Source organism: Streptomyces sp. NPDC101151 (assembly GCF_044768335.1).
Taxonomy (GTDB): Bacteria; Actinomycetota; Actinomycetes; order Streptomycetales; family Streptomycetaceae; genus Streptomyces.
In genome coordinates, this window is the sequence record NZ_JBIWPP010000067.1 from 1 (window position 1) to 21,778 (window position 21,778).

Annotated in this window: 19 protein-coding genes; 13 read left to right on the forward strand and 6 right to left on the reverse strand. The window is 69.8% G+C overall.

The genetic code is table 11. The annotated features are described in order from the left end of the window. Positions 1-128: 128 nt before the first annotated feature. Together ACIRU3_RS45490 and ACIRU3_RS45495 are read right to left on the reverse strand one after the other, a co-directional pair. Positions 129-1,769 (reverse strand): M4 family metallopeptidase, encoded by a 1,641-nt coding sequence (locus ACIRU3_RS45490; protein WP_404070012.1) that lies wholly within the window; start codon positions 1,767-1,769, stop codon positions 129-131. A 653-nt stretch (positions 1,770-2,422) separates the two neighbouring features. Beyond that, positions 2,423-3,712: a PAS domain-containing protein gene (locus ACIRU3_RS45495; RefSeq protein WP_404070014.1), complete on the reverse strand. Its 1,290-nt coding sequence runs from the start codon at positions 3,710-3,712 to the stop codon at positions 2,423-2,425. Positions 3,713-4,072: 360 nt separating this feature from the next. Here ACIRU3_RS45495 and ACIRU3_RS45500 point away from each other — a divergent pair, with 360 nt between their 5' ends. From ACIRU3_RS45500 to ACIRU3_RS45515, 4 genes are all read left to right on the forward strand, one after another. Then, complete coding sequence (locus tag ACIRU3_RS45500; protein ID WP_404070016.1) at positions 4,073-5,446, forward strand: acetyl-CoA carboxylase biotin carboxylase subunit family protein; 1,374 nt, start codon at positions 4,073-4,075, stop codon at positions 5,444-5,446. After that, the gene (locus ACIRU3_RS45505) at positions 5,443-7,455 is read left to right on the forward strand and encodes a PEP/pyruvate-binding domain-containing protein (RefSeq protein WP_404070018.1); all 2,013 of its coding nucleotides are present in this window, start codon (positions 5,443-5,445) and stop codon (positions 7,453-7,455) included. The genes ACIRU3_RS45500 and ACIRU3_RS45505 overlap by 4 nt, the downstream gene beginning before the upstream one ends. Before the next feature lie 8 nt (positions 7,456-7,463). Next, on the forward strand, positions 7,464-8,954 hold the full coding sequence (locus tag ACIRU3_RS45510) for an MFS transporter (RefSeq protein WP_404070020.1): 1,491 nt from the start codon (positions 7,464-7,466) through the stop codon (positions 8,952-8,954). Positions 8,955-9,150: 196 nt separating this feature from the next. After that, the gene (locus ACIRU3_RS45515; RefSeq protein WP_404070022.1) at positions 9,151-10,056 is read left to right on the forward strand and encodes an oxidoreductase; all 906 of its coding nucleotides are present in this window, start codon (positions 9,151-9,153) and stop codon (positions 10,054-10,056) included. A 105-nt stretch (positions 10,057-10,161) separates the two neighbouring features. On the opposite strand, the gene ACIRU3_RS45520 is transcribed toward ACIRU3_RS45515, so the two are convergent. Then, positions 10,162-10,506, reverse strand: coding sequence for a hypothetical protein (locus ACIRU3_RS45520; protein WP_404070024.1), 345 nt, complete (start codon positions 10,504-10,506; stop codon positions 10,162-10,164). 345 nt (positions 10,507-10,851) lie between these two features. Here ACIRU3_RS45520 and ACIRU3_RS45525 point away from each other — a divergent pair, with 345 nt between their 5' ends. Further along, positions 10,852-11,268 carry a hypothetical protein gene (locus ACIRU3_RS45525; RefSeq protein WP_404070026.1) on the forward strand — a complete coding sequence of 139 codons (417 nt, stop codon included), beginning with the start codon at positions 10,852-10,854 and terminating at the stop codon, positions 11,266-11,268. Positions 11,269-11,575: 307 nt separating this feature from the next. Here the strand turns inward: ACIRU3_RS45525 and ACIRU3_RS45530 are convergent, their stop codons facing one another. Further along, positions 11,576-12,418, reverse strand: a complete 843-nt coding sequence (locus ACIRU3_RS45530; protein WP_404070028.1) for an SDR family oxidoreductase — start codon at positions 12,416-12,418, stop codon at positions 11,576-11,578. Between the two features lie 94 nt (positions 12,419-12,512). On the opposite strand from ACIRU3_RS45530, the gene ACIRU3_RS45535 reads away from it, so the two are divergent. Beyond that, a complete protein-coding gene (locus ACIRU3_RS45535) occupies positions 12,513-12,710 on the forward strand; it encodes a hypothetical protein (protein WP_404070030.1) in 198 nt (65 codons plus the stop codon). A 484-nt stretch (positions 12,711-13,194) separates the two neighbouring features. Here ACIRU3_RS45535 and ACIRU3_RS45540 read toward each other — a convergent pair whose 3' ends face one another. Together ACIRU3_RS45540 and ACIRU3_RS45545 are read right to left on the reverse strand one after the other, a co-directional pair. Beyond that, positions 13,195-14,235 carry an aromatic acid exporter family protein gene (locus tag ACIRU3_RS45540; protein WP_404070032.1) on the reverse strand — a complete coding sequence of 347 codons (1,041 nt, stop codon included), beginning with the start codon at positions 14,233-14,235 and terminating at the stop codon, positions 13,195-13,197. Beyond that, positions 14,232-14,447, reverse strand: a complete 216-nt coding sequence (locus ACIRU3_RS45545) for a hypothetical protein (RefSeq protein ID WP_404070034.1) — start codon at positions 14,445-14,447, stop codon at positions 14,232-14,234. Before ACIRU3_RS45545 ends, ACIRU3_RS45540 begins: the two co-directional genes overlap by 4 nt. 419 nt (positions 14,448-14,866) lie before the next feature. Here ACIRU3_RS45545 and ACIRU3_RS45550 point away from each other — a divergent pair, with 419 nt between their 5' ends. The 7 genes from ACIRU3_RS45550 to ACIRU3_RS45580 all read left to right on the forward strand — a co-directional run bounded on the left by ACIRU3_RS45550 (position 14,867) and on the right by ACIRU3_RS45580 (position 21,581). After that, a complete protein-coding gene (locus tag ACIRU3_RS45550; protein WP_404070036.1) occupies positions 14,867-15,415 on the forward strand; it encodes a GNAT family N-acetyltransferase in 549 nt (182 codons plus the stop codon). Between the two features lie 619 nt (positions 15,416-16,034). Then, positions 16,035-16,373, forward strand: a complete 339-nt coding sequence (locus tag ACIRU3_RS45555) for an antibiotic biosynthesis monooxygenase family protein (protein ID WP_404070038.1) — start codon at positions 16,035-16,037, stop codon at positions 16,371-16,373. Then, positions 16,370-17,266: an NAD(P)-dependent oxidoreductase gene (locus ACIRU3_RS45560; RefSeq protein WP_404070040.1), complete on the forward strand. Its 897-nt coding sequence runs from the start codon at positions 16,370-16,372 to the stop codon at positions 17,264-17,266. The genes ACIRU3_RS45555 and ACIRU3_RS45560 overlap by 4 nt, the downstream gene beginning before the upstream one ends. A gap of 6 nt (positions 17,267-17,272) precedes the next feature. Next, positions 17,273-18,256 (forward strand): amidohydrolase family protein, encoded by a 984-nt coding sequence (locus tag ACIRU3_RS45565; protein WP_404070042.1) that lies wholly within the window; start codon positions 17,273-17,275, stop codon positions 18,254-18,256. Further along, positions 18,253-19,494: a cytochrome P450 gene (locus ACIRU3_RS45570; protein ID WP_404070044.1), complete on the forward strand. Its 1,242-nt coding sequence runs from the start codon at positions 18,253-18,255 to the stop codon at positions 19,492-19,494. The genes ACIRU3_RS45565 and ACIRU3_RS45570 overlap by 4 nt, the downstream gene beginning before the upstream one ends. A 501-nt stretch (positions 19,495-19,995) precedes the next feature. Further along, on the forward strand, positions 19,996-20,304 hold the full coding sequence (locus ACIRU3_RS45575; protein ID WP_404070046.1) for a transposase: 309 nt from the start codon (positions 19,996-19,998) through the stop codon (positions 20,302-20,304). 215 nt (positions 20,305-20,519) lie between these two features. Then, positions 20,520-21,581: an IS110 family transposase gene (locus ACIRU3_RS45580; RefSeq protein WP_404070048.1), complete on the forward strand. Its 1,062-nt coding sequence runs from the start codon at positions 20,520-20,522 to the stop codon at positions 21,579-21,581. The last annotated feature ends 197 nt before the right edge of the window (positions 21,582-21,778 follow it).

Sequence of the window (21,778 nt, forward strand, 5' to 3'; positions counted from 1 at the left end):
TCGGGGTCCTTGCGGTGCTGGCGATCCCGCTGGTGCCGGTGCTGTGGCGGGCGCGGGGGGGCGGCGGACGGCGCGGGGGGCCCCCCCCGGCCCCGGGGCCCGGGTGCCGCCCTTCGCTTGCGCTGGTGTTACTTGACGTTGACGGCGGACCAGGCCGCAGCGACCGTCTTGTACTCGGTGCTGTCGTTTCCGTAGAGGTCGGCTGCCGCGGAGAGGGTGCCCTTGCGGGCGTTGGCATAGTTGGTGGTGGACGTGAACTGCGTGGTCAGCGCCTTGTACCAGATCTGGAGCGCCTTGTCGCGGCCGATGCCGGTGACCGTGGAGCCGTCCTGGGTGGGGGAGTCGTAGTTCACTCCGTTGATCGTCTTCGCCCCGCTGCCCTCGGACAGCAGGTAGAAGAAGTGGTTCGCGACGCCGGACGAGTAGTGCACGTCCTTGTTGCCGACGTCGGAGGACCAGTTGTCCGCCGAGCCGCCGTCCTTGCTGGGCTTGTCCATGTAGCGCAGCGGGGTGCCGTCGCCGTTGATGTCGATCTTCTCGCCGATGAGGTAGTCGCCGACGTCGGAGCTGTTGTTGGCGTAGAACTCCACGCCGGTGCCGAAGATGTCGGAGGTCGCCTCGTTCAGGCCGCCGGACTCACCGGAGTACTCCAGGCCCGCGGTGTTCGCGGTGACGCCGTGACTCATCTCGTGACCCGCGACGTCGAGTGCGGTCAGCGGGTCCTTGTTGCCGGAGCCGTCGCCGTAGGTCATGCAGAAGCAGCTGTCGTCCCAGAAGGCGTTCACGTACGAGTTGCCGTAGTGGACGCGGGAGTAGGCGCCGACGCCGTCGTTCTTGATGCCGCTGCGCCCGAAGGCGGACTTGTAGAAGTCCCAGGTCTCCTGGGCGCCGTAGGCGGCGTCGGCGGCGGCGGTCGCCGCGTTCGAGTCGGTTCCGTCTCCCCAGGTGTCGTTCGACTGCGAGAACAGGGTGCCGGCGCCGGAGGTCCCGTGGTTGAGGTCGTTGGTCTTGTGACCGCCGCGCGACCCGTCGGTGAGCGTGTACGACGACCCGGACTGCGTCGTCGTGAGGTCCACCTTGCCGCTGTACTTGGTGTTGCCGACGCCGGTCTCGATGCCCTGGTACTGGTAGAGCTTCTTGCCGGTGGCGGCGTCGGTGACGACGTGCAGCTGGTTCGGGGTGCCGTCGTCCTGGAGGCCGCCGACGACGGTCTCGTAGGCGAGGACGGGCTTGCCGGAGCCGGCCCATATGACCTTGCGGGGGGCCTGGTCCGCACGGGTCTTGGCCGAACCGGCGGCCTTCGCCAGTCCCAGTGCCTGCTTCTCGGCCTTGGCCGCGCTGACCTGCGGCTTGAGCGAGGCGAGCTTCAGCGTGGCCCCCGTCGCTCTGGTCACGCCCTCGGTCTTGCCGGACTTGGCGGTGTGCACGATCAGGTCGCCGCCGAGCACGGGCAGGCCCGCGAAAGTGCGCTCGTAGCGCGTGTGCACAGTGCCGTCGGTGTCCTTGACGACGTCCTTGACGACCAGCTTCTCCTTGGCGCCGAGGCCTATCTGCTGCGCGGTCTCGGCCGCGCCGGCCTGCGCCTGCTGGATCAGCGTGGTGCGGGCCGCCGCGGACAGAGCGATCGGGGCTGCGGCGAGGTGGGACCGGCCGGTGGTGGGCTGCGCCGTGGCCGTGGTGCTCAGTGCGCTGGTCAGGAGCGCTCCGGCGGCGACAGCAGTGGCGATCGCCAGCGTCTTGCGCGGGTGACGCGCATAGCGGGAAGTCACACAAGCTCCTCTTGTGGGGGGAAGTTCGGTCGGCGTGGGGCCGGCCGGATCGGTTGCGGAGATTGTCGAATTCGAACGGCGGTGAAAGGAGAGTGACATGTTTGGTGTGTACATGTCATCCCCTTCGAGTGTGATGTCGAGGGAAACTTCACTGTTCGCAAACGGTGCATGAGGGCAGGCGGAATTCGACTCACGACGTCAGAGGCTCCTGGCTGCATTCAGATTTGCGTGAGCCAAGAAAGGTGCGCTGGTCTGTGCCCGCCGGCGAAGTGCCTGCAGGTCATGCCCTATGCGTATGGGAACGAACCCGGCGACTCCGGTCCGATGGGTCGCCGAGAACCTTCCAATTGGACGGAAAAAATCTTCCGGGGGCGGTCCGCGAGCCCGGGCCCTGCGCCGGTGGCGATCAGACGCAGGGCGGTGGCGGGCGGCCCTGAGGCGCGGCACATGAAGTCTCCATGAGATGTGGGGGGTTGGAGAGGTGTACACGACACAACCTCGGCTGTGACGGCGTTCGCTATGCCTGGACCCCAGGTCCGACAATTCCCCCACGCCTTCTTCACCTGCGGGGCACAGGGAGGAGGCGCTGGACCGTACCTTCTGCCTCGTCCCGCTCGCACGCGGTGCCTCCGCCGTGCGACGGGCGTGACCGGTCAGGCGGGACTGAGCGGATGTGCCGCCGTGGTGGAGCGGGGTGGCCAGGAGTGCGGCGAGAGGATGCCGAGCACATAGGCACGGGCCACCAGTGCCGGCCGGGTCGTGACTCCCAGCAGGTGCCGCAGGCGGCTCAGGTGGTAATCCACGGTCTGCCGCGAGAGGTGCAGTGCCCCGGCGATGTCGGCGTTGCTGTGCCCCGCGGCCAGCAGGGCGAGTATCCGCACCTGAGCGGCCGTCAGCGGCGGGTGCGGCTCATGGCTGAGGCCGAGTCGGGTGACGACCGCCCACACGCCGGGGGTTCGGTGCTGGGTACGGCGCACGGCGCTCAGATGGACCCAGGCCCGGCGCCGGCGATGGTCCCCGTCGACGAGCACGGCGCTGGTGTGTGCGCTTCTGCGCCGGCCGCCGATGAGGTCGGCCCAGATCCTGTGCAGTGCGGTCCGTTCGGGCGTCTCGGCCAGCAGGGTGTCGGCCGGCGACCCGATGAGGTCCCGCAGGCGGACGCGTAGGAGCTCGGCGACGGCGGCGCTGGCCTCCCCGACCACTCCGTCCGCGGTCAGGCGCAGGCAGAGCAGGCCGCTGTGGTCCCGCAGTGCGCGCAGGTCCTCCTCGGCCTGGCGTCGCTGGTCCAGGGCGTGGGTGTATTCGGTGACGTCGACGTAGATGCCCGCGACGCAGCGCAGCGTGCCCCAGCTGACGGCGAAGCGGTACCCGGCCGCGTTTCCGGGGGAACCGTCCGAGCGCCGGTAGGAGAGCGTGTGCCGCACCGAGTGCCCGCCGGTGAGGACCTCTTCGTCGAGGGCGAGGAACCGGGCCGCGTCCTCGGGGCCGTCGACCTCGGCGAGGTGGCGGCCGATCAGGGTGTCGCGGGTGGTTCCGTGCAGGTGGGCGTAGGCGTGGTTGACCCAGACGTAGCGGCCACCGGCGTCACGGACGAACACCGCGGCCGGGCTGAGGTCGGCGAACGAGGCGTACGCCGTGGTGCCGGCCGCCGCGCCGCCCACCTCGACCGCGACTCCCCGGCTGCGGCGGCGATGCAGCCCGTCTCCTCGGGCCGACCAGTTGACGTCGAACGTGCGTCCCTCGAACCGGGCCTGGTAGGGCCCGTCGCCGCCTAACGGCGACGGACCGCCGCCATCGGGGCTCAGAGCCTCCAGGAAACGACGCGCGGTGCGCTCGTCCGCGAAGGCGCCGCCCCCGGTCTCGACCCGTCCCGAGCCGCTGTCGGCCTCCCACCAGGACACCGGGAGGGTCGCCAGCAGCGTCTTGAAATCGGCCTCGTCCACAGCTCAACTCCTTCAATCTTCCACGAACATCACGTTGAGTGACACACCATGCGTGTCCCGTAGGTGCATACGGCATGCCGGGCCGTCGAGGACGGTCCGAATGTCACGCATGTGTGTCCACGCCGGGCGCTAACACATCACCAGACCTTCACATGGCGCCAACCGCTGCCTTCAGTAGGGCATTTGCCTGAGGCGTTCGTGCTTCGCACGCCCTGCGGCGGGCAACCGGAGTGCTTCGCTTGAAAGAGACCGCGCAACGGGCGACATCGGCCGGCGCACCCCGGCGTCGTCGCGCCGCACACCGCGCGAACCTCGCGCGGAAGAGACAAGGTCTTGGACATCAGAAGGAGTTGGGCTTTCGTGGCGAAGGTGCTGTACGTGCATGCCAAGGGCGGACCTCCGGTCGGACACGTCCTGACGCGGGTGGCCGCGAGGTCCGCCGTGCACCTGCTGGCACTCAGCGAACTTCCCGCCGGGGTGGCGGCAGAGGCGAGGCAATGGTGCGCCTCGGTCCGCACGGGAGGGGAGGCGGGCAAGGGCGATCTGGTCGAGCTCATCGTGACCCGCGCCCGCGAGATCGGCGCGGACGCCGTCATCACGTTCTCGGAATACGCGGTGGTCGCGGTGGCCGAGGCCGCCCGGCAGCTCGGACTGCGGGGCGCCGGGCCCGCAGCGGCTCTCGCTCGTGACAAGCGGCTGATGCGCGCGGCCTGGGAAGGCCAGGGAGTGCCCCAGCCCCGCTTCCGCTCCGTCACCACCGCGGAGCAAGTGGCCGCCGCGACAGCCGAGTTGACCTGTCCTCTGCTGCTGAAGGCGGCGTGGAGCGCTGGTTCGACCGCGCATCAGATCATCGAAGGGCCTGCGGACGCCCCGGGCGCCTGGGCACGGTCGCACTCGGTGATGACCGAGTCGGCGCGGCTCGGATACGCGGAGCTTCATGTCGAGGGCGCCGGCGAGGACTTCATCGTCGAGGAGATCGTCAGCGGCTGTGCGGAGGAGTGGTTCGACGGAACGGGATGGGGTGACTATGTCAGCGTCGAGGGCGTGGTCGTCGAGGGTGTCTTCCGGCCGGTCTGCCTGAGCGGCCGGATGCCGACGGTGGCGCCGTTCACCGAGCGGGCCGGCATCACCCCCGCCGCGGTCGGCATCGAGGCCCAGAGCAGGATCGTGGCGCTGGCCCGGCGGGCCGTGGACGCACTCGGGCTGGAGAACTGCGGCACCCACACGGAGATCAAACTGGGCGAGAGCGGCCGCATGTGGGTGATCGAGACGGCGGCACGCTTCGGCGGTGCGATGACGGTGCCGCAGATCGAGGAGGTCTTCGGTCTCGACCTGGTCGCCATGTTCACCGACCAACTGCTCGGCGGCTCGCCCGACTGGCCGTCACAGGCGTTGACGTCCGAGGACGCCGAGGGCGCGGCCGGGTCCCTGGTCGTCCTCGCCGTGGACGGAGCAGGAGCCCCGTGGCCACACCGGCACGTGTGGGACTCCGCGTCGCTGATCCGTTCCGCTCCGATCGGCGCGGGCAGCACGCTGTCCGTCGTCGGTGAGAGTTCGCTGCCGGACGGCACACCCGTGCCGGTCTACGACCCCGCAGCGGGCGCCAACACCATGGCGGGTCTGTGTCTGCTGTCCGCAGACCGGCCGCAGACCGTCGTCCGCGACTTCACCGCCGTCGTGGACGCCCTGCCGCACATCCTGCCCGCGCACGTCACGGAGGAGGCGCGGGCATGACCTTCGCACTGGACGAGACCGAGGTGCCCGGGGCCAAGGGGGACCGCACCGTCGTCGGCGCCAACCTCTCTCTGCCGCTGTTCCGGACGCTGTCCGGAGTGCTTGCCGGGCACCCGTACCTGAAGGTCGTGGTGGACCGTGCCGAGAGCACCTGGCATCTGCTCGACACCCGGGCGCACTCCTTCCACGTCAACTACATCGCCACCTGTGTCCTCGGCATGACCCTGGACGAACTCGACGCGGACCTGGACGCGTTCAACACATCCGTGTACATGGACCCCGAACGCCGCTTCCTCCTGGGGGTGCTGTCCCTGCACACCGACGAGGCGTCGGACGGCACCGAGTGCCCCTTCCTGGTCCTGGAGACCACCGAGGCGGACACCATGCACGGCCCTCTGCTGGAGGAGTTCTACCTCTACGTGCGCGGTCGCGTGGACGGACGTCTGCCGCTGCTGCTGAAGCCCGCCAACCACGGGCAGGAGCACGAACTGGCCTCGGTCAACGAGGCGCGCGTCCCGCGCATCCTCAGCCACAAGCTGTTCGGCAACCGGACCCGCACCTGCCTCAACCCGGGAGAGGCCGAGGGCCGGCTGCGCCACTTCCGCACCGTGGCCGAGTACGAGGCCGCCGCAGCGGAGCTCGGCTGGTCCGACATCGTCGCGATGCCCCGCCTGCCCGACGACGTGCCCAGGGTCGCCGGATTCATCAACACCGCCCCCATCACCCCGCTTTCGCACACCAATGTGCTGGCCTCGGGCTGGGGCATCCCGAACGCGATCGTCCGCGACCTCGACGCCCTCATGCGCCACGACGACCTGGACGGGGCCTGGGTGCGCTACCGGGTCCGGGAGGACTCCATCACACTGGAGCCGCTGTCCGGCGCACCGGACCTGAAGCAGCCCGCCTGGCACGAACAGCGCATCCGTATCGAGACGCCGCTGCTGGAGGAGGCGCCGGTCCTGGCCCTGCACCGGCTGCGGCGCACCGACCGCGACAGCTACGGCACCAAGGCGAGCAACCTCGGGGAACTCCACCACGTCCTGGACAGCCGGACCGCGGACCTGACGGTGTTCTACACCCGCCCGCGCCCGCCGCGTACCGATCTCCTCGGCCATCTGGGCTCCCGTCTCGGCGAGCAGGGAGCCCCGCCGGAGCGACTGCGTGCCGCCGCGGCCGAGCGCGTGGCGGAGACGGTCCGCGCCCCCGAGGGCGTGGCGCTGCCGTTCCGTCTGCACCACCTTTTCCTGACCTCCTCGCCCGCGCTCCAACAGGGCATCGGCAAGCTGAAGATGGCCATGGAACTGGAGGCGTTCGACATCGTGGACCCGCTGTGCCTGAGCCTCCAGCACCTCGCGCGCCGCACGCCGATGCCGGACGAGGTGAGCCAGGCGATCACGGCGTCGGTGCCGAGGCTGCTGGCCGGCGGACACCGCATGGTGGTGCGCTCCTCCTCCAACGCGGAGGACCTGCCCGGCTTCTCCGCCGCGGGAATCTACGACTCGGTGACCACCGTGCGCGGGACGGAGCAGCTCATGGACGCCGTACGGCAGGTGTGGGCGTCACTGCTGTCGCCGCGCAGCGTGCGCCTGCGGCATCAGGTCGGCATCTCCCTGGACGACACCTACATGGGGGTGATCGTCCAGGAGTACGTGCCGGCGAGCCTCGGGGGTGTGCTGGTGACCTGCAATCCCACCCGCCGTGCGGACTTCCGCAACGTGTACCTCAACTGCACGCCCGGTTCGCCGGAGCGGGTGGTGGACGGCACGATCCTGCCCCAGCAGTACCTGTACAACACCGTCGAGGGCGGCGGACGCACGGTGGACGTCGGTACCTCGGGAGAGGACCTCCCGCCGGAGAGCCGCGAGGCACTCGCCCGGCTGGCCCTCACCGGGCGTCTGCTGCAGTCCCACTTCAGCGAGGACGACGCCGACGACGCCCTGGACATCGAGTGGCTGATGACGGACGAGGGGGCGTTCCACCTGGTCCAGATCCGCCCCTACGCCCGGTGAGCCGCCGCATGCCCGCCCCGCGGCACCGTCGGGCCGAGCCGGTCACCACTCCGGCGGCCCGCCGCATCATCCGCCTGAACAACGGCTTCCAACTGCTGTTCAACCTGCTGTGGTGGATGCCCGTCTTCTACGCCTACCAGCGCGACGCCGGTCTGTCCGACATCCAGATCTTCGGCATCCAGAGCATCTACTACATCGCCTTCTGCCTGTTCGAGATACCCACGGGTGTGGTCGCCGACCGTATCGGCGCCCGCAACTGCCTGCGGGCCGGCGCGGTTGTCATGACGGCGGCGAACATGGTGCCGGTACTGTCCCCGTCGTACACCGGCTTCCTCCTGCACTTCCTCGCGATCGCGGCCGGACGCTCGCTCACCTCGGGTGCGGCGAGCGCCTATCTCTACGACGCTCTGCGCGCCGAAGGGGCGGACGCCCACTACCTGCGGGCCGAGGGCGCCGCGCGGTCCCTCGGGCTGGCCGCCAAGGTCGTCTGCTGGCCGCTCGTCGGTCCGTTGATGATGCTGGCTCCGCAGACCCCGTACGTCCTCAGCGCGGCGAGCGCCGCCGGGTCGCTGGGCTGTGCGCTCGCCCTGCCGCGCCTCGCGCCGCGCGGCACGGACACCGTCCCGGGCAAGCGCGGCCGGCGGAGCGGCACGCTCCTGCGCGACACGGGCGCCGCCCTGCGAGCCCTGCGCGCCTCGCCGTGGCTGCCGCTGCTCATGGTGCAGGGCGTGGCGGTGTTCACGCTGTCGCGGATCTGCCAGGTCAACCTCTTCCAGCCGGTGCTCCTGGACCACGGGATCGGGGAGAGCACACACGGCAGTGTGCTCGCGGCCATGACAGTGGCCGAAGCCGTGGCCTCGGCGCGTCCCCAGTGGCTGAGCCGCCGTGTGCCGCCGGTCGTGTGGGTGTCCCTGCTGAGCGTGGCGCTCGCCGTGTCACTCGCGGGCACCGCCCTCGGCGGGCCCTGGCTCGTGGTGGCCCTGTTGTGCGCGTTCGCCGCGATCACCGGGTTCGTCTATCCCGTGCAGCGCAAGCTCATCAACGACGCCATCCCCGCGGACGCGCCGCGCGCCACGCTGCTGTCCGTCGAGAGCATCGTGGACCGCGGAGTGTGCGCACTGGCCGCGGTCGCCGCCGGTGCGTACCTGGCGGCGGGCCACCTCGACGCGCTGCTGTGGCAGAGCGCCGCGGTCACCTGCGTACTGATACCGGTCCTGCATCTGGCGCTCCGCCGGACGAGCCCGCCGGAGCCGCACCGGGCAGGCGAAGCAGCCGCGCGGGACCGACAGGCGTACTCCGGGCCGATCCCAGGATCCGGGCCGGACTCGGAGCCGGACGGTTCGGCGGCGGTCCCCGCGTCGCAGTCCGCCCCAGGCCGGGGCCGGGACCTCTGGAGGGCGGGCGAGCCGGCACGGTGGAGGCAGGGTGAATCGAGACCGTGGGGGGCGGACGAGCCTGCGCCGCTGAGTATCGACGAGGGCGTCGCACCGCACCCGTGAGCGTGCCCTGGCAGGACAACGGCACAAGGTCTGAAACTCCGTCCTGACCACGCTCTCTCATCAGATCCAACGGCTGTGCGGCGATGGTTGGTTCCCGATCGGGATGTGACGTTTCGCCCAGCTCGTCGACCTGTCGCAGCACACCGTGACCGCCCCATACTCCAGGACCTGACGAACCGACGGACGAAGGAGCACGGTGAGCACAGCGGCGGCGGCGGGGACCTGGAAGCTCGGAGACCTGGAGGTGAACCGCATCGGCTACGGCGCGATGCGGCTGACGGGCAACGGCATGATGGGGAACTCCGACGGCACGCCGATCGACCGCGATGTCGCCGTCGGCCTGCTGCACAGCGCATTCGAGCAGGGTGTCAACCACATCGACACGGCCGCCTTCTACTTCTCGCCACTGCGGTCCGCGAACGAGCTCATCAACCGAGCCCTCTCGTCCTGGTACGGCGACGTGGTCGTGGTGACCAAGGTCGGCCCGGCGCGCGATCCCTCCGGCCAGTGGCTCGCCACGGCCCGCCCCGACCAGCTGCGTGGCCAGGTCGAGGAGAACCTGCGGCAGCTTGGCCGGGACCACCTGGACGTGGTGAACCTGCGCGCCAACGGTCCCGGCACGGCCTCGATCGCCGAACACTTCGGCGCCCTCGCCGAGCTGCGCGAGGCCGGCCTGATCCGGCACCTCGGGCTCTCGGCCGTCCTGCCTCGGCACGTGGCCGAGGCCCGGACGATCGCGCCCGTGGTCTGCGTGCAGAACTCCTACGGCCTGGACTGGCGCCGCGCCGACGAGAGCGGGCTGGTGGACCTGTGCGGGGAGCAGGGCATCGCCTTCGTCCCGTTCTTCGCGGTCTCCGGCCTGCGGCGCGAGGCGGCCGCGAGCCAGGAGCACGACACGCGCGTCCACTCCGTCGCCCGCGCCCACCATGCGACGCCGGCCCAGGTACGGCTCGCCTGGACCCTGCACCGGGGTCCGCACGTACTGGCCATTCCCGGCACCACGAACCCGGCGCACCTCGCGGAGAACCTCGCCGCCGGAACCCTGCGCCTGACCGAGGAGGAGTTGGCCCTCCTCGACAAACCGGACGAGGGCACCGCCTGAGCCGCTGCCCGCACCCTCACCCAGCCATGACCTTCACGGAACCATGAGCACAATCCGGGCCGCCGTCGTCCGCCTGACCGCCGTCTTGTGCAGTGCTGCCGGAGGTCAGTTGCCGGGTCGGAACCGGAGCGCCGACCAGGTGTCGTCGATGGCGACCTGCCGCACGGGCCGCACGCCCCGCTCGGAAAGCGCGGTGGCCAGGGTGTCGCGGTTCAGATCGGTTCCGAGTTTCCCGCCCTTCGGGTACGCCACCCAGGCGAGGGCATCGCGCTGCGCGGCGGCAAGCGCCGCCTGCGCATACGGCCCGAGAAGGTCACCGGCGGTGGTCACGAAGGCGAGCACCGCATCGGCTGTGGCTGGGTCACCCGCGGACTCGACGTCCAGGTGGACGTCTTCGGGCTTGCCCAGTACAACGACACTCTGACCGGGCTTGATCTGCAGCTTGCTCATGACGGACACCCCCTGATCCTGCCACCCGCTGAAGGGCAGGGCCATCCGGGCCGTTCACTCCAGCGGCGCCGGCTTGCCGCCTACGGGCCGGTGAACGGCGCCATCCACACCCGCTCAGCCCTTCGCCGGCTGCCGGAGCCCGCCGGCGGTCAGCTCGGCCCGCGTCGACTCGGGCAGCCCCTCAACAGGTGTCTTTCTGCTCGGCGGACTGAGGGCGCGACGGCGCTTCGTGGGCGCTGGACAGGCGCGGCGTCGGGCCGTTGCCGGCGGAGGTTGAAAACTCCCGTGCGGTGCCGCACTCTTGGCGGAGCCGTTTCGGCCGTGTGGGCAAGAAGGGGGCGCCGGATGCAGCAGTCGGAGGACGAACTCCTGGCAGAAGCCGTCGGCCGCATCAACCCGGGTGGGAAGTTCGCCTCCCGGTTCCTCAGGAATGACGTGTGCGAGTTCGACCGCGAGCTGCCCCTGGGTTTCGATCTTGCCCTTGAGCGTGCCCGCACCGTGCTCGTTCAACTGCCCGGTGGCGCGAACCCAGAGCTGGTGGAAGCAGGAACGGACCGCGTGACACTCCGTGTGGTCACCGGAGGCGGAGCCCTCAACATGAACCCGGTGGTGGTGACCGTCCAGGCGATGCGCAGCGGCGAGCGGACCACCATCCTGCAGGTGCGGGCGATCGCGAAGGAAGGTCTGATCAAGCAGCGTGCAGGTCAGAAGACGGCCGAGCGCATCGCGGCGGTGCTGGACGGAGCCCGCCCGGGTCCATGAGCAGCCCGATCGACACGTTGCTCGCACGATCAGCTGCCTGAGTCCTTGGACCCACCTGGCCGCCGCACTCCGCCGACTGCCCGAGGCAGTCGGCGATCCAGGCACCCGCCCAGAATCCGCAGTCTGCTTGCACGGCTGGTCCGTGTCATGAATCCGAGCAGCCACAGACCACGGCCCACCACGCCCGCGCCGCCAAGGTCCCGGCCGTCCAGACCGAGTCGGGCGTTCCAGGGGTGGGCCAGGCGCTTTCGGCCGGCCGGCACGGGCCGAGTTGATTCCGGCCGGCCGACGTCGAGCCGGTGGCCGGTCAGGTATTCCCGTGTTTCCTGCGGACCGCCCTGACCCTGCGGTCGAACTCGCGGTTGAGCAGCGGCATCAGCAGACTGCCGCTTCGGGCGAGCAGCCGGGTGCCCGTATCCGGGCAGATCAGGAAGCGTCTGCGGTCGATTCCGGCGATGATCGCCTCGGCGACGCGCTCCGCCGAGAGTGGCTTGATCGCCCCGCCGATCGCCCTCGTCTCCTGCGGCTTCCAGCGGTTTTCCTCCGTGAGTTGGGGGGTGTCCACGTCCGGCGGGAAGACCACACCGACGTGCACTCCGCAGGGTTTGAGCTCGGCCCGCAGTGACTCCATCAGTCCCCGCACGGCGAACTTGGCCGGCCCGTATGCGCTGTAGCCGAAGATCCCCACGAGCCCGGCGGCGGACGACACCGCGACCACACTCCCATGTCCGCGTTTCACCATGCCGGGGACCACGGCCCGCAGTGCGTGGAGCGTGCCGAAGTAGTCGACGTCCATCATCTGTCGGAAGACCTCGTCCGAGAGGTCCAGGAAGTGCCCGGGGCGGGCGAGCCCGGCCGAGGTGATCAGGACGTCGCAGGACCGGCCCTGTGCTGCCTCCAGCTCGGCGAGGGCACGCGTGAGGGCCTGGCTGTCGGACACGTCGGCCACCCGGGCGGCGGCCGACAGCTCGTTCGCCGCTGCCTCCAGACGGTCCCGCCCTCGGGCGATCAGCGACAGCTTCGCGCCGCGCACAGCGAGCAACCGGGCCGTGGCCAGTCCGATGCCGCTCGATCCGCCGGTTATGACCACGTGCGCGGAGGCAAGGTCGACAGGGCCTGCGGTGGCTCTCGGTCGTATGTCGTCGTCCACGAAGAACGGCCTTCCCTGATGGGACGCTTCCACAAACTCCTTGAGCGTTCCCGGTATCCCCACTCCCCGGACCGCATGCCGGTACGAGGCCGTCATGGCCCATGTACGTCGACGCCGTCTCGAAGGCGCCCGCCGCGAACTCGACCAGCCCGGCAGTTCGTCCACCGTCGCCGCCGTCGCGGCACGCCGGCAGATCGCCGGCACCAGCCTTGTCCGTCGCGCCCACCGCAACGCTCACGACACTCACCCCGACAGGTCCACCCGTATCAGCCAGGTCTTTCCGATCCTCTGATCGTTGCGTCGGCGGTGAGGGACCGCGTCTGAGTCGTCCGATGCCGCGTGGTCGGTGATCGAGCGCTGCTTCCGCCTGTGGGCCGTGCCCGTGGCAGTGGCGGAATCACCAGGTTCCGGAGAGCATCGCCTTCAACTTCCGTACCGGTGTGCCGTGGAGGGGCCTGCCTGCCGGGTTCGGCCCGTGGCAGCAGGTCAACGGACGCCTCCCGCTGGTCTGTCGACGGTGCCTTCGACCGCCTTCCGGCTGCCGCCCAGACCCGGGCGGACGTGGACCGGCTGGTCGCGCCGGACTCGAACTCGTGCGGGCTCACCGGAACAGAGCTGCCAAAGGGGGCTCGCGGAACGCGCACTCGGACTCGGACTCGGGCGCTCCGTGGCGCATGGGCCGGCGTCTGAGCGGTCCCTCTGCATCCCTTCGAAAACGGTCGGCGTCGGGGTCGGTCGTTCGTGACGGGGGTTTTGTGCTGGCCGCGTGCCCGGGTTCAGGGCGCGAGGTGTCGGTCGAGGTCGTCGAGGATCTGCTGGTAGGGCCGGCGGAGGGCCACGGCGGCGGGACGGCTGTCGGTGCGGGCATAGGCGTTGAGGGTGTCGTGCGCCGCGGACAGCGCCGGCCAGGGGTCCTCCGTGCTCAGAGCGTCGTTGATCGCTTGGGCGACGGAGGCGGCGAGTGCGGGCAGTTGCCGTCGGGCGGCAGTGATGACCGGGATGAGGTCGTCTCTGGCGGTGAACGAGGCGATTTCCCTGGCCAGGGTCGACAGATGCGGGGCGAGCCGGTCGGCGGTGGCGATGTCGCGGGCCAGGAGTTCTACCGTCTCTCGGTGGTGGCGGCGCAGGGGGTTGAAGCGCATGGCACGTTCGGCTTCGCGGGCCCGCGCGGCGTTGCTGTGGACGGCGTCGATGTGGCTGGTGATGAGGGTGAGGTTGTCGCGGGCTGTCTCGGGATCGGTGCCGAGGGCCGCCGTGGTGCCGGCGAGGGCCTGGGTGAGGCGTGTGCGGGAGTCGTCGGCTAGGGCCGAGAGGGTGCGGCGGGGATCGGGGGGCCACAGCAGCGGTGCGAGCAGGATCGTCACGGCCGCTCCCGCTCCGGTCTCCCAGAGGCGGTGGACGGCATAGGCGTCGGGAGAAGTGCTGGCGAAGACCAGCAGCGAGGAGGCCGGGACCTGGACGTTCAGAGGGCCGCCGGCGCGCAGGAGCATTCCGGCGCCCAGGCCCAGGGCGACGACCAGGACGAGCGTGGCGGTCGAGGGGTGCAGGACGTTCAGGACGGCGATCCCGATCACGACGCCCGCGACGACCCCCAGCACCCGTTGGAGGGAGGTGGCCAGCGCGGTCACAGGGTCAGCACGCAAGGCCACGAGCGGCACGATGGCCGCGTAGACGGGGGGCTGGTCCGCCCCGAGCCACAACGCCACCTGCCATGAGGCAGCGACGGTGACCACGATCCGCGCCGCAGCCGGACCCTCGGCGGCCAGGATGTCCCGGGCACGGCTGCTGCGCGGAGCGTGGGCGGCGGGGCTGCTCATCGGTGCGTCTTGCCGTGGTGTGTGGTCTCGGTGGCCTGGAGGCGGTAGGGCTCGGTGCCGGTCTGCATGAGGGTGCAGTGGAAGGTGATCCCGTCGGCGATGGCCCCGCAGGGCGATGTCCTGTGCCTCCCGGCCGGCTCCCGGCCGGACCGCTGCTGCTCCTGGCGGGCCTGCCGGATCTTCTCGTACAACACCTCACCCCACCTGTGCACCAGCGGTCTCCCTGACCTGGACCGTGATCAACAGGCACAGCGTGACGGCCGAAAAGCCCACAACCAGAAATTACGCCGGAAGTGGCATGTCACAGACCATCACACCAAGTGGAGCCCGGTCCCACCGGAAATCTGCCGTGAACGGACCGCCCTGCCGGCGATGGACTTCCAGAACGGGATCGTCCCGATCGCCCCGGAGGACGGCGACATCGTCGTACGCAAGAACCGTATCGGCGCGGGCTCCACCACCGACCTCCACCAGCAGTTGCGCGACCCCGGTACCGACACCCTGATCCTTGGCGGGATCACCGGTGTCCCGGGGCAGCCGAGGAGATCACGGCGGCGACCGAGTTCCCGCTCGGACCCGACGGCTTCAAAACCTTGTGCGAGGCACCCGGCGGGTTCCCTACCCTCCGGATATGGATCTTCGTGAAGAACTTCCGCGCGACAGACAGGCTGTCCGGAACATTCACCTGCAGGCGTTCGGTGACCACGGCCTTGTCGTGGCCGACCTGGTCGACACCCTGCGGGACGCGATCACACCCGAGGACGGACTCTCGTTGGTCGCCGAGCAGGACGGGCGGATCGTCGGGCATGTCCTGTTCACCCGCAGCCTGCTGGACGCCCCTCGGCGGCTGGTCGACGTCCAAGTACTCAGCCCGTTGGCTGTGATGCCCGAACTCCACAAGCGCGGCATAGGCTCGGCCCTGGTGCGACACGGACTGGAGATGCTTGCCGAACGGGGTGTTCCCCTCGTCTTCCTGGAAGGCGATCCAGGGTATTACCCACGATTCGGGTTCTCGCCCGGTGGCGCCCTGGGCTTCCGAAAGCCGTCCCTGCGCATCCCGGACGCTGCCTTCCAGGTGATCAGGCTCCCGGAGTGTGAGCCGTGGATGACGGGAACGCTGGTCTATGCCGAGCCCTTCTGGCGACATGACGCAGTCGGCCTCCGCGATCCCGACGCGTAGTCCCGCGAGAGCCGATACCCCTGTCGTGACGCCGCGCGCCGTCTGGATACCGGGCGGGGCGGCGGGGTGTCACCGGGCTGTCGGAGAGCGGCCCGGCGAGGCGGTCTCCACCCACCGCTGCCGGCTGCGGTGGGACTCCCGGATCGCTCCGCTGTGGGAGGCGCCTACGTCCGCCGGTCCGCGGAGGCCGACGACCTCGGGCACTGCCCGACCGAGCTGTTGAACTGATCTCGTGGTGGGGCGAGGCGGGCCGGCCGGGTGTCCCGCCGGCCGGGCGCGCCGTCGAGCAGCAGGACGGCGCCGGGTGGGACCGTCCGATGGCATCACGGATCATGCCGTGCCTGCCGTACTGGACACCTCGGGGCGGGGTTCGCCAACGGCGTCTGATCCAACGTGGTTCGAGGGATGCGGAAGGGAGTTGCAGACCCCCGTTCGGGTGCGGCCATCCGCGCTCCGCAGGGGGCAGGACGCCCCACTTCGTCACTCACCCGAACAGAGCAACCACGGACGGTTGTCCCCTTGCCCCCGTTGGCCTGTCCCCCATTTGGAGTTGCGTCCGCACGGGGGACATGAGGCTGTGGGAGTCGTGTCCTACCGGATCTCACCATCAGGAGGAGATATGGGCACGAGGAACACCGGCCAAACGGCCGACAAGCTGAGCGTCGTTTTCACCGTTCGAGTGATCGAGGGCGGCGAGCAGGGATTCCTTGATCTGTACGACCAGCTCCGCAAGTCCGTGGCTCAGACCCCCGGCCACATCGTCGAGAGGCTGGGAGCACCCGTGGACGACTCCCGGCAGTGGGTCATCACCAGCGAGTGGCAGACGGCCGAGCACTTCTTCGCCTGGCAGCAGAGCGAGGAGCACCGCGCCATGGTGGCTCCGCTGCGCCAGTGGGTCGACTCGACGCAGTCGCTGCGGTTCCGGGTCGTCAAGGAGACCAAGGGAGTGATGTCATGACGCAGCCCGCCAACGGCCCCGTTGCCGTACTCGGGCTCGGCGCGATGGGTACCGGTCTGGCCAAGCGCCTCCTCGATCGCGGCATCCGGGTCCGGGTCTGGAACCGTACCTCGGAGCGGGCCGAACCGCTTGCCGAGGCAGGCGCCTTCGTCGCCGCCCACCCCGCGGACGCCGTCGCGGGCACGAGCGCCGCCATCTGCGTCGTCGCCGATGGCGAAGCCCTCGGCTCCGTACTGCGCGGACCCGACGGCGTACTGGCCAACGGCCCCTACCCCGGCGTCCTGATCTGCGCCAGCACCGTCTCCCCCGACGAGGTCGTCCAGATCGCCGGGGACATCCCCTCGGTTCTGGACGTCGGCATGCTCGGCAACCGCGACCACGCCCGTGACGGCGAGCTGCGGCTGTTCGTCGGTGGCGAGGAGCAGGCGTTCGACGCCGGCCGCCCGCTGCTGGAGATGCTGGGCAAGGAGGTCGTCCATCTGGGCGCACTCGGTTCCGGCATGCGGATGAAACTGTGCCTCAACCTCCTGATGGGCATAGAGGTGCAGGCCCTGGCCGAGGTCACCGAACTGGCGGCCGCCTGCGGGCTCGACCAGAAGCTGGTCCTGACGACCATCGCAGGCAGCGGTTTCGCCTCTCCGGTCATGGCGTTCAAGTCGAGGCGCCTGGGGTCGGGCCGCTTCGACGAGCCGGACTTCCGGCTGCGGCTGATGGCGAAAGACCTCATGCTCGCTACCAAGCAGGCAGCAGCAGTCGGCCTGAGTCTGCCGCTGGCGACCGCCGCTGCAGAGACCCATGTCCGTGCCACCGAGCAAGGACTGGGCGACCAGGACTGTGCCGCGGTCACCCGTGCACTCGCACCAAAACCGCGCACTCACACCGAAACCGGGTAGCGACACGTGATCATCGACATCCACGGGCATCTCTCCCCGCCGGAGGCGGCCAAACGCTTCCCCATGCCCCCGAGCCTGACCGACGTGGACGGCATGCTCGCCGCTCGCGCCGAGGCCGGCATCGGCCTCACCATCATCGGCAGCCCCGTCGGTGCCGGAGCGATGGCGCGGGTACCGGGCGTGGACAACTACGCGCAACCACGAGACCGGCTGCGCAGTTTCCACGCCTGGATGTCGGGGCTGATCGCCAGGTTCCCGGACCGGTTGCGCGGCTATGTGTACGCCAACCCGTTCGGGGACGACGATCACCTCGACGGGGTGCGGGAGACCCTGGAGGACCCGGCCTTCGTCGGCCTGATCACCACGTCCAGCGTGCGCGGGGAGCTGCTCGGCTCCCCGCGTGCCGACTCCTTCTTCGCGCTGGCCGCGGAGGCGGGGGTGCCGGTCCTGGTGCACGCGCCGGCCGAACCGGTCGGCACGGAACGGGTCGAGGAGATCGGCTTCGTCGAGCAGATCGGCCGCTTCGGCGACGTCACCATGGGCATGGCCATGATCGCCTTCGCGGGGTGGCTGGACAAGTACCCGGATCTACGGCTGATCGGCGCGACCGGCGGCGGCGCGATGGCGCTGCTGCCGGAGCGTCTGCACACGGCGGCGCGCCCCCGGCACTGGGCCGGGGGCGCGCCGCCCACCGGCCGGCCCGAGGCGGCCTCCGTCCCGCCGGCGGCCCAGGGACCGGCGGTCGACCCGGTCGCGGCGCTGCAGCGCATGTACGTCGACACGAGCCCGTCCAGTTCGGCGCATCTGAGCCTGAACGCGGAGGTGCTGGGGCCCGAACGGATGTTGTTCGGCACGGACTCACCACCGTTGGCGGTGCCGCTGGAGGAGCAGATCCGCATGATCGAGAAGCTGCCGGTCGACAAGGCGTCGCAGCAGCTCATCCTCGGTGGCAACGCCGAGGCCCTCTTCGACCTCAGGAGCCGTCCGTGACCACCACGCAAGACGCCGTCACCGCGGCCGAACGCTGCACCCCGGAGTTCCGGCGAGACCCTCACTCGGTCTACGCCCATCTCCGCGACGCGGCCCCCGTCTGCCCCATGAATCCGCCGCACGGCAACGAGACGTACCTGATCACCCGGTACGAGGACGCGCGAGCAGCCCTGTCGGACCCGCGGTTGAGCAAGGACATGTACGGGGCCATGGACGCCTACCGGAGGATCTTCGGTGACTCGTCCGTCGCGCTGGACGACAACATGCTCAACTCCGACGCGCCCAAGCACACGCGGCTGCGCAGGCTGGTCAACTCCGCGTTCACCCCACGGCGTGTGGAGGCTCTGCGGCCGAAGATCCAGGACATCGTCCGGGGCCTGCTGGACGAGTGCCCGACCCGGGAACCCTTCGACCTGTTGCCGGTCTTCGCATTCCCGCTGCCGATCATCGTGATCTGCGATCTGCTCGGTGTACCGCCGCAGGAGCGTGCGCGGATGCAGAACCTGTCCTCCACGGTGGCTCAGAGCGGTTTCAACGAGGAGGCCAAGCGGGCCCAGCAGAAGGCGGAGGAGGACCTGCACGCGTACTTCTCGCAACTCATCGCCGCCAAGCGGAGCCGTCCGGGTGACGATCTCCTGAGCGCGCTCACCGCCGTCCGGGACGACGACGGCGGACTGACCGAGAACGAGCTGGTCTCCACGGCGTTCCTGCTGATGTTCGCGGGTCACAAGACGACCGCGTACCTGATCGGCAACGCTGTGCATCACCTCCTGTCCCATCCCGAGCAGCTGCGCGCCGTGCGGGAGAACCCCGAGCTGATGCGGGCCGCGGTCGAGGAACTCGTGCGCTACGACGGCTCCGTGGAGAGCGCGACGTTCCGCTACGCGACCGAGGACCTGGAGTACAGCGGGACGCGCATTCCCAAGGGCGCCCTGGTCCAGATCGCGATCAGTTCGGCCAATCGAGATCCCCTGAAGTTCGACGCCGCGGACGAGTTGAACGTGATGCGTCCGGGCAACGCGCAGGACGCGCATCTGGGGTTCGGGCACGGCAGTCACTACTGCCTGGGAGCCCCGCTGGCCCGGCTGGAGATGCAGCTGGCTCTCACCGCCCTGTTCGACCGGTTCCCGAGGGCGACTCTGGCCGACCCCCACGGCGAGCCGCGCTGGCTGGAGATTCCCTTCCCGGCCTTCCGCGGCCTCGCGGAGCTTCGGGTCGTGTTCGATCCCGCCGGGTGATCGTCCGGGGCAGTTGCCTCATTCGAGGGCAGGGCCATGGTCGTCGACGTCGAGATCACCGCTGGGCCCTGCAGTACGGACCGCGGACCGTGCTCGTGCACATGGCGGCGCCCGCATCACGTACGCGAACCTGAACGGGCGCGTGGACCGCATGGCCGCCGGATCTGCTGCGCGTCGGCGCGGTCCCCGCGTTCTGCCCGGTCTCGTCCCGTGCGCCCGAGGTGTCCCACCTCGCGCGGGTCACCGAAGCCATCGGCAGCGCGCGACCGGGCGGATTCCCGGGATCACACAGGAGACACTTCGGGGTGCGCGTGGTGCCGCGGTGCCATCCGCCTTGCTCTCCGTCAGCGTGCTGCCCGCCTCTTCGGCTGTGGACGCACCCGAGTGAACCCCGCGGTGCGGACGCTCGTGTCTCCTCACGCGCCACGCACCGTGAGGTGGGCTTGATCCGCTTTGACGGACATCTGAGATCAGGGGTTCTGCCCCGGAAGGATGTCCATCATGGAGAGCATGGGGAAGAAGAAGCCTCGGCCTCGCCGTTCGTTCACGCCGGAGTTCAAGGCCGAGATCGTTGAGCTGTGCCGACGCGGTGACCGCTCGGTCGGTCAGGTCGCCAAGGACTTTGACCTGACCGAGACCGCGGTGCGGCTGTGGGTCAGCCAGGCCGAGGTCGACGCGGGTGAGCGGGACGGGCTGACCAGCAGCGAACGCGAGGAGTTGGCCGTGTTGCGGCGGGAGAACCGCCGGCTGCGGGAGGACGTGGAGGTCCTCAAGCGGGCCACGGCTTTCTTCGCGTCAATGCCAAAGTAGGGGACATCGGCACCCAAGTGGTGCCAGAGTGGCAGGACCGGCGGGGTTGGCTCTCTTTTTCGCTGCCCCGCATGGTGGCTAGTCCTTGATGTGCCGCCCCGCCGGCCCTGGCGTCCCCGTGGAGTGGCTTGATAGAAGCGTGCTCTCAGCCCGATTGAGGCGTGCCCCCGCGGCGGACCGGCACTGGATCTCCCGCTCCCGTCGGAGGCAAATCCATGATCGTGGTCGGCGTCGACGCCCACAAGAAGACCCACACCCTGGTGGCCATCGATCCGCTGGGACGGCGATTGGACCAGCTCACGATCGCCGCAACCACGGCCGGCCACCAGCAGGCCTGCGAATGGATACAGCAGTTCGGCCAGGTTCTGGTCGCCGTGGAGGACTGCCGGCACCTGACCCGCCGCTTCGAGGTCGACCTGCTGACCGCTCGTCATTCCGTCGTCCGGGTCCATACGAGGCTGATGGCCGGCGCTCGTCGCTCAGCCCGCGAACGCGGCAAGTCCGACCCGATCGACGCCGAAGCCGTGGCGCGAGTCGCACTGCGCGAGCCCGACCTGCCGAAAGCCTGCCTGGACGGGCCAGCCCGTGATGCCAAGCTCATCGTCGACCACCGCCGCCGACTGGTCCGCCACCGCACGGCGACGGCCAACAAGCTGCGCTGGTTCCTCCACGAGATCGACCCCGAGCTGCCCGTCCCCTCACGAGGCCTGCGTCGTCTGTGTGTCTTGGACTCCTTGGAGGCAACTCTGGTCGGCCGCACGGGAGTTCTTTTCGAGATCACTCTCGACCTGATCCGTGAGTGCCGACGACTCACCGAGCGCATCAACGCCCTGGAAGGGCAGTTACGGCGGGTGGTGCGCCAGCTCGCGCCCGCCCTCCTGGCGGTGCCCGGCTGCGGAGTGCTCGGCGCGGCTGCGATCCTCGGCGAGACCGCCGGTGCCGCCCGTTTCAAGTCGAAGGACGCGTTCGCTCACTTCAACGGCACCGCACCGATCCCGGTCTGGTCCTCGAACAGGGTCAGGGTCCGTCTCAACCGGGGCGGCAACCGGACGATCAACAACGCGCTCCACATGATCGCTGTCACGCAAGTGCGCGGCGGCGGGGAGGGAGCTGCGTACTACGCCAAGCAGATCGCGGTCGGAAAGACCGTCAAGGAGGCGCTTCGACTGCTCAAACGCCGGATCTCGGACCGCGTCTTCCGCGCCCTGCTCGCCGACGAGTCCGCACAGCGCGTCCAGGACCAACCCGCCACAGAAGTCATCGAGTTGGCTGCTTGACATAGGTGCTTGACATAGAAGCATCAAGGAGACCCGGTGACGGTGCACCCGTTCATCGAGGCGGAGAAGCGAGACGGTCACAGCGTCAAGCGCGCGTGTGAACTGCTGCAGGTCTCCCGAGCCGCCTTCTACGCCCGCCGCAGTGGCAGGCCCGGTCCGCGGGCGGTCCGCGATGCCGAGTTGTCCGAGATGATCGC

What these genes read in the sequence shown, in the direction of transcription:
- ACIRU3_RS45510 (WP_404070020.1), top strand. Translation starts at nt 7,464, where the DNA reads ATGCCCGCCCCGCGGCACCGTCGGGCCGAGCCGGTCACCACTCCGGCG.
- ACIRU3_RS45550 (WP_404070036.1), top strand. Translation starts at nt 14,867, where the DNA reads ATGGATCTTCGTGAAGAACTTCCGCGCGACAGACAGGCTGTCCGGAAC.
- ACIRU3_RS45560 (WP_404070040.1), top strand. Translation starts at nt 16,370, where the DNA reads ATGACGCAGCCCGCCAACGGCCCCGTTGCCGTACTCGGGCTCGGCGCG.
- ACIRU3_RS45535 (WP_404070030.1), top strand. Translation starts at nt 12,513, where the DNA reads ATGGCCCATGTACGTCGACGCCGTCTCGAAGGCGCCCGCCGCGAACTC.
- ACIRU3_RS45505 (WP_404070018.1), top strand. Translation starts at nt 5,443, where the DNA reads ATGACCTTCGCACTGGACGAGACCGAGGTGCCCGGGGCCAAGGGGGAC.
- ACIRU3_RS45520 (WP_404070024.1), bottom strand. Translation starts at nt 10,506, where the DNA reads ATGAGCAAGCTGCAGATCAAGCCCGGTCAGAGTGTCGTTGTACTGGGC.
- ACIRU3_RS45525 (WP_404070026.1), top strand. Translation starts at nt 10,852, where the DNA reads ATGCAGCAGTCGGAGGACGAACTCCTGGCAGAAGCCGTCGGCCGCATC.
- ACIRU3_RS45540 (WP_404070032.1), bottom strand. Translation starts at nt 14,235, where the DNA reads ATGAGCAGCCCCGCCGCCCACGCTCCGCGCAGCAGCCGTGCCCGGGAC.
- ACIRU3_RS45575 (WP_404070046.1), top strand. Translation starts at nt 19,996, where the DNA reads ATGGAGAGCATGGGGAAGAAGAAGCCTCGGCCTCGCCGTTCGTTCACG.
- ACIRU3_RS45580 (WP_404070048.1), top strand. Translation starts at nt 20,520, where the DNA reads ATGATCGTGGTCGGCGTCGACGCCCACAAGAAGACCCACACCCTGGTG.
- ACIRU3_RS45555 (WP_404070038.1), top strand. Translation starts at nt 16,035, where the DNA reads ATGGGCACGAGGAACACCGGCCAAACGGCCGACAAGCTGAGCGTCGTT.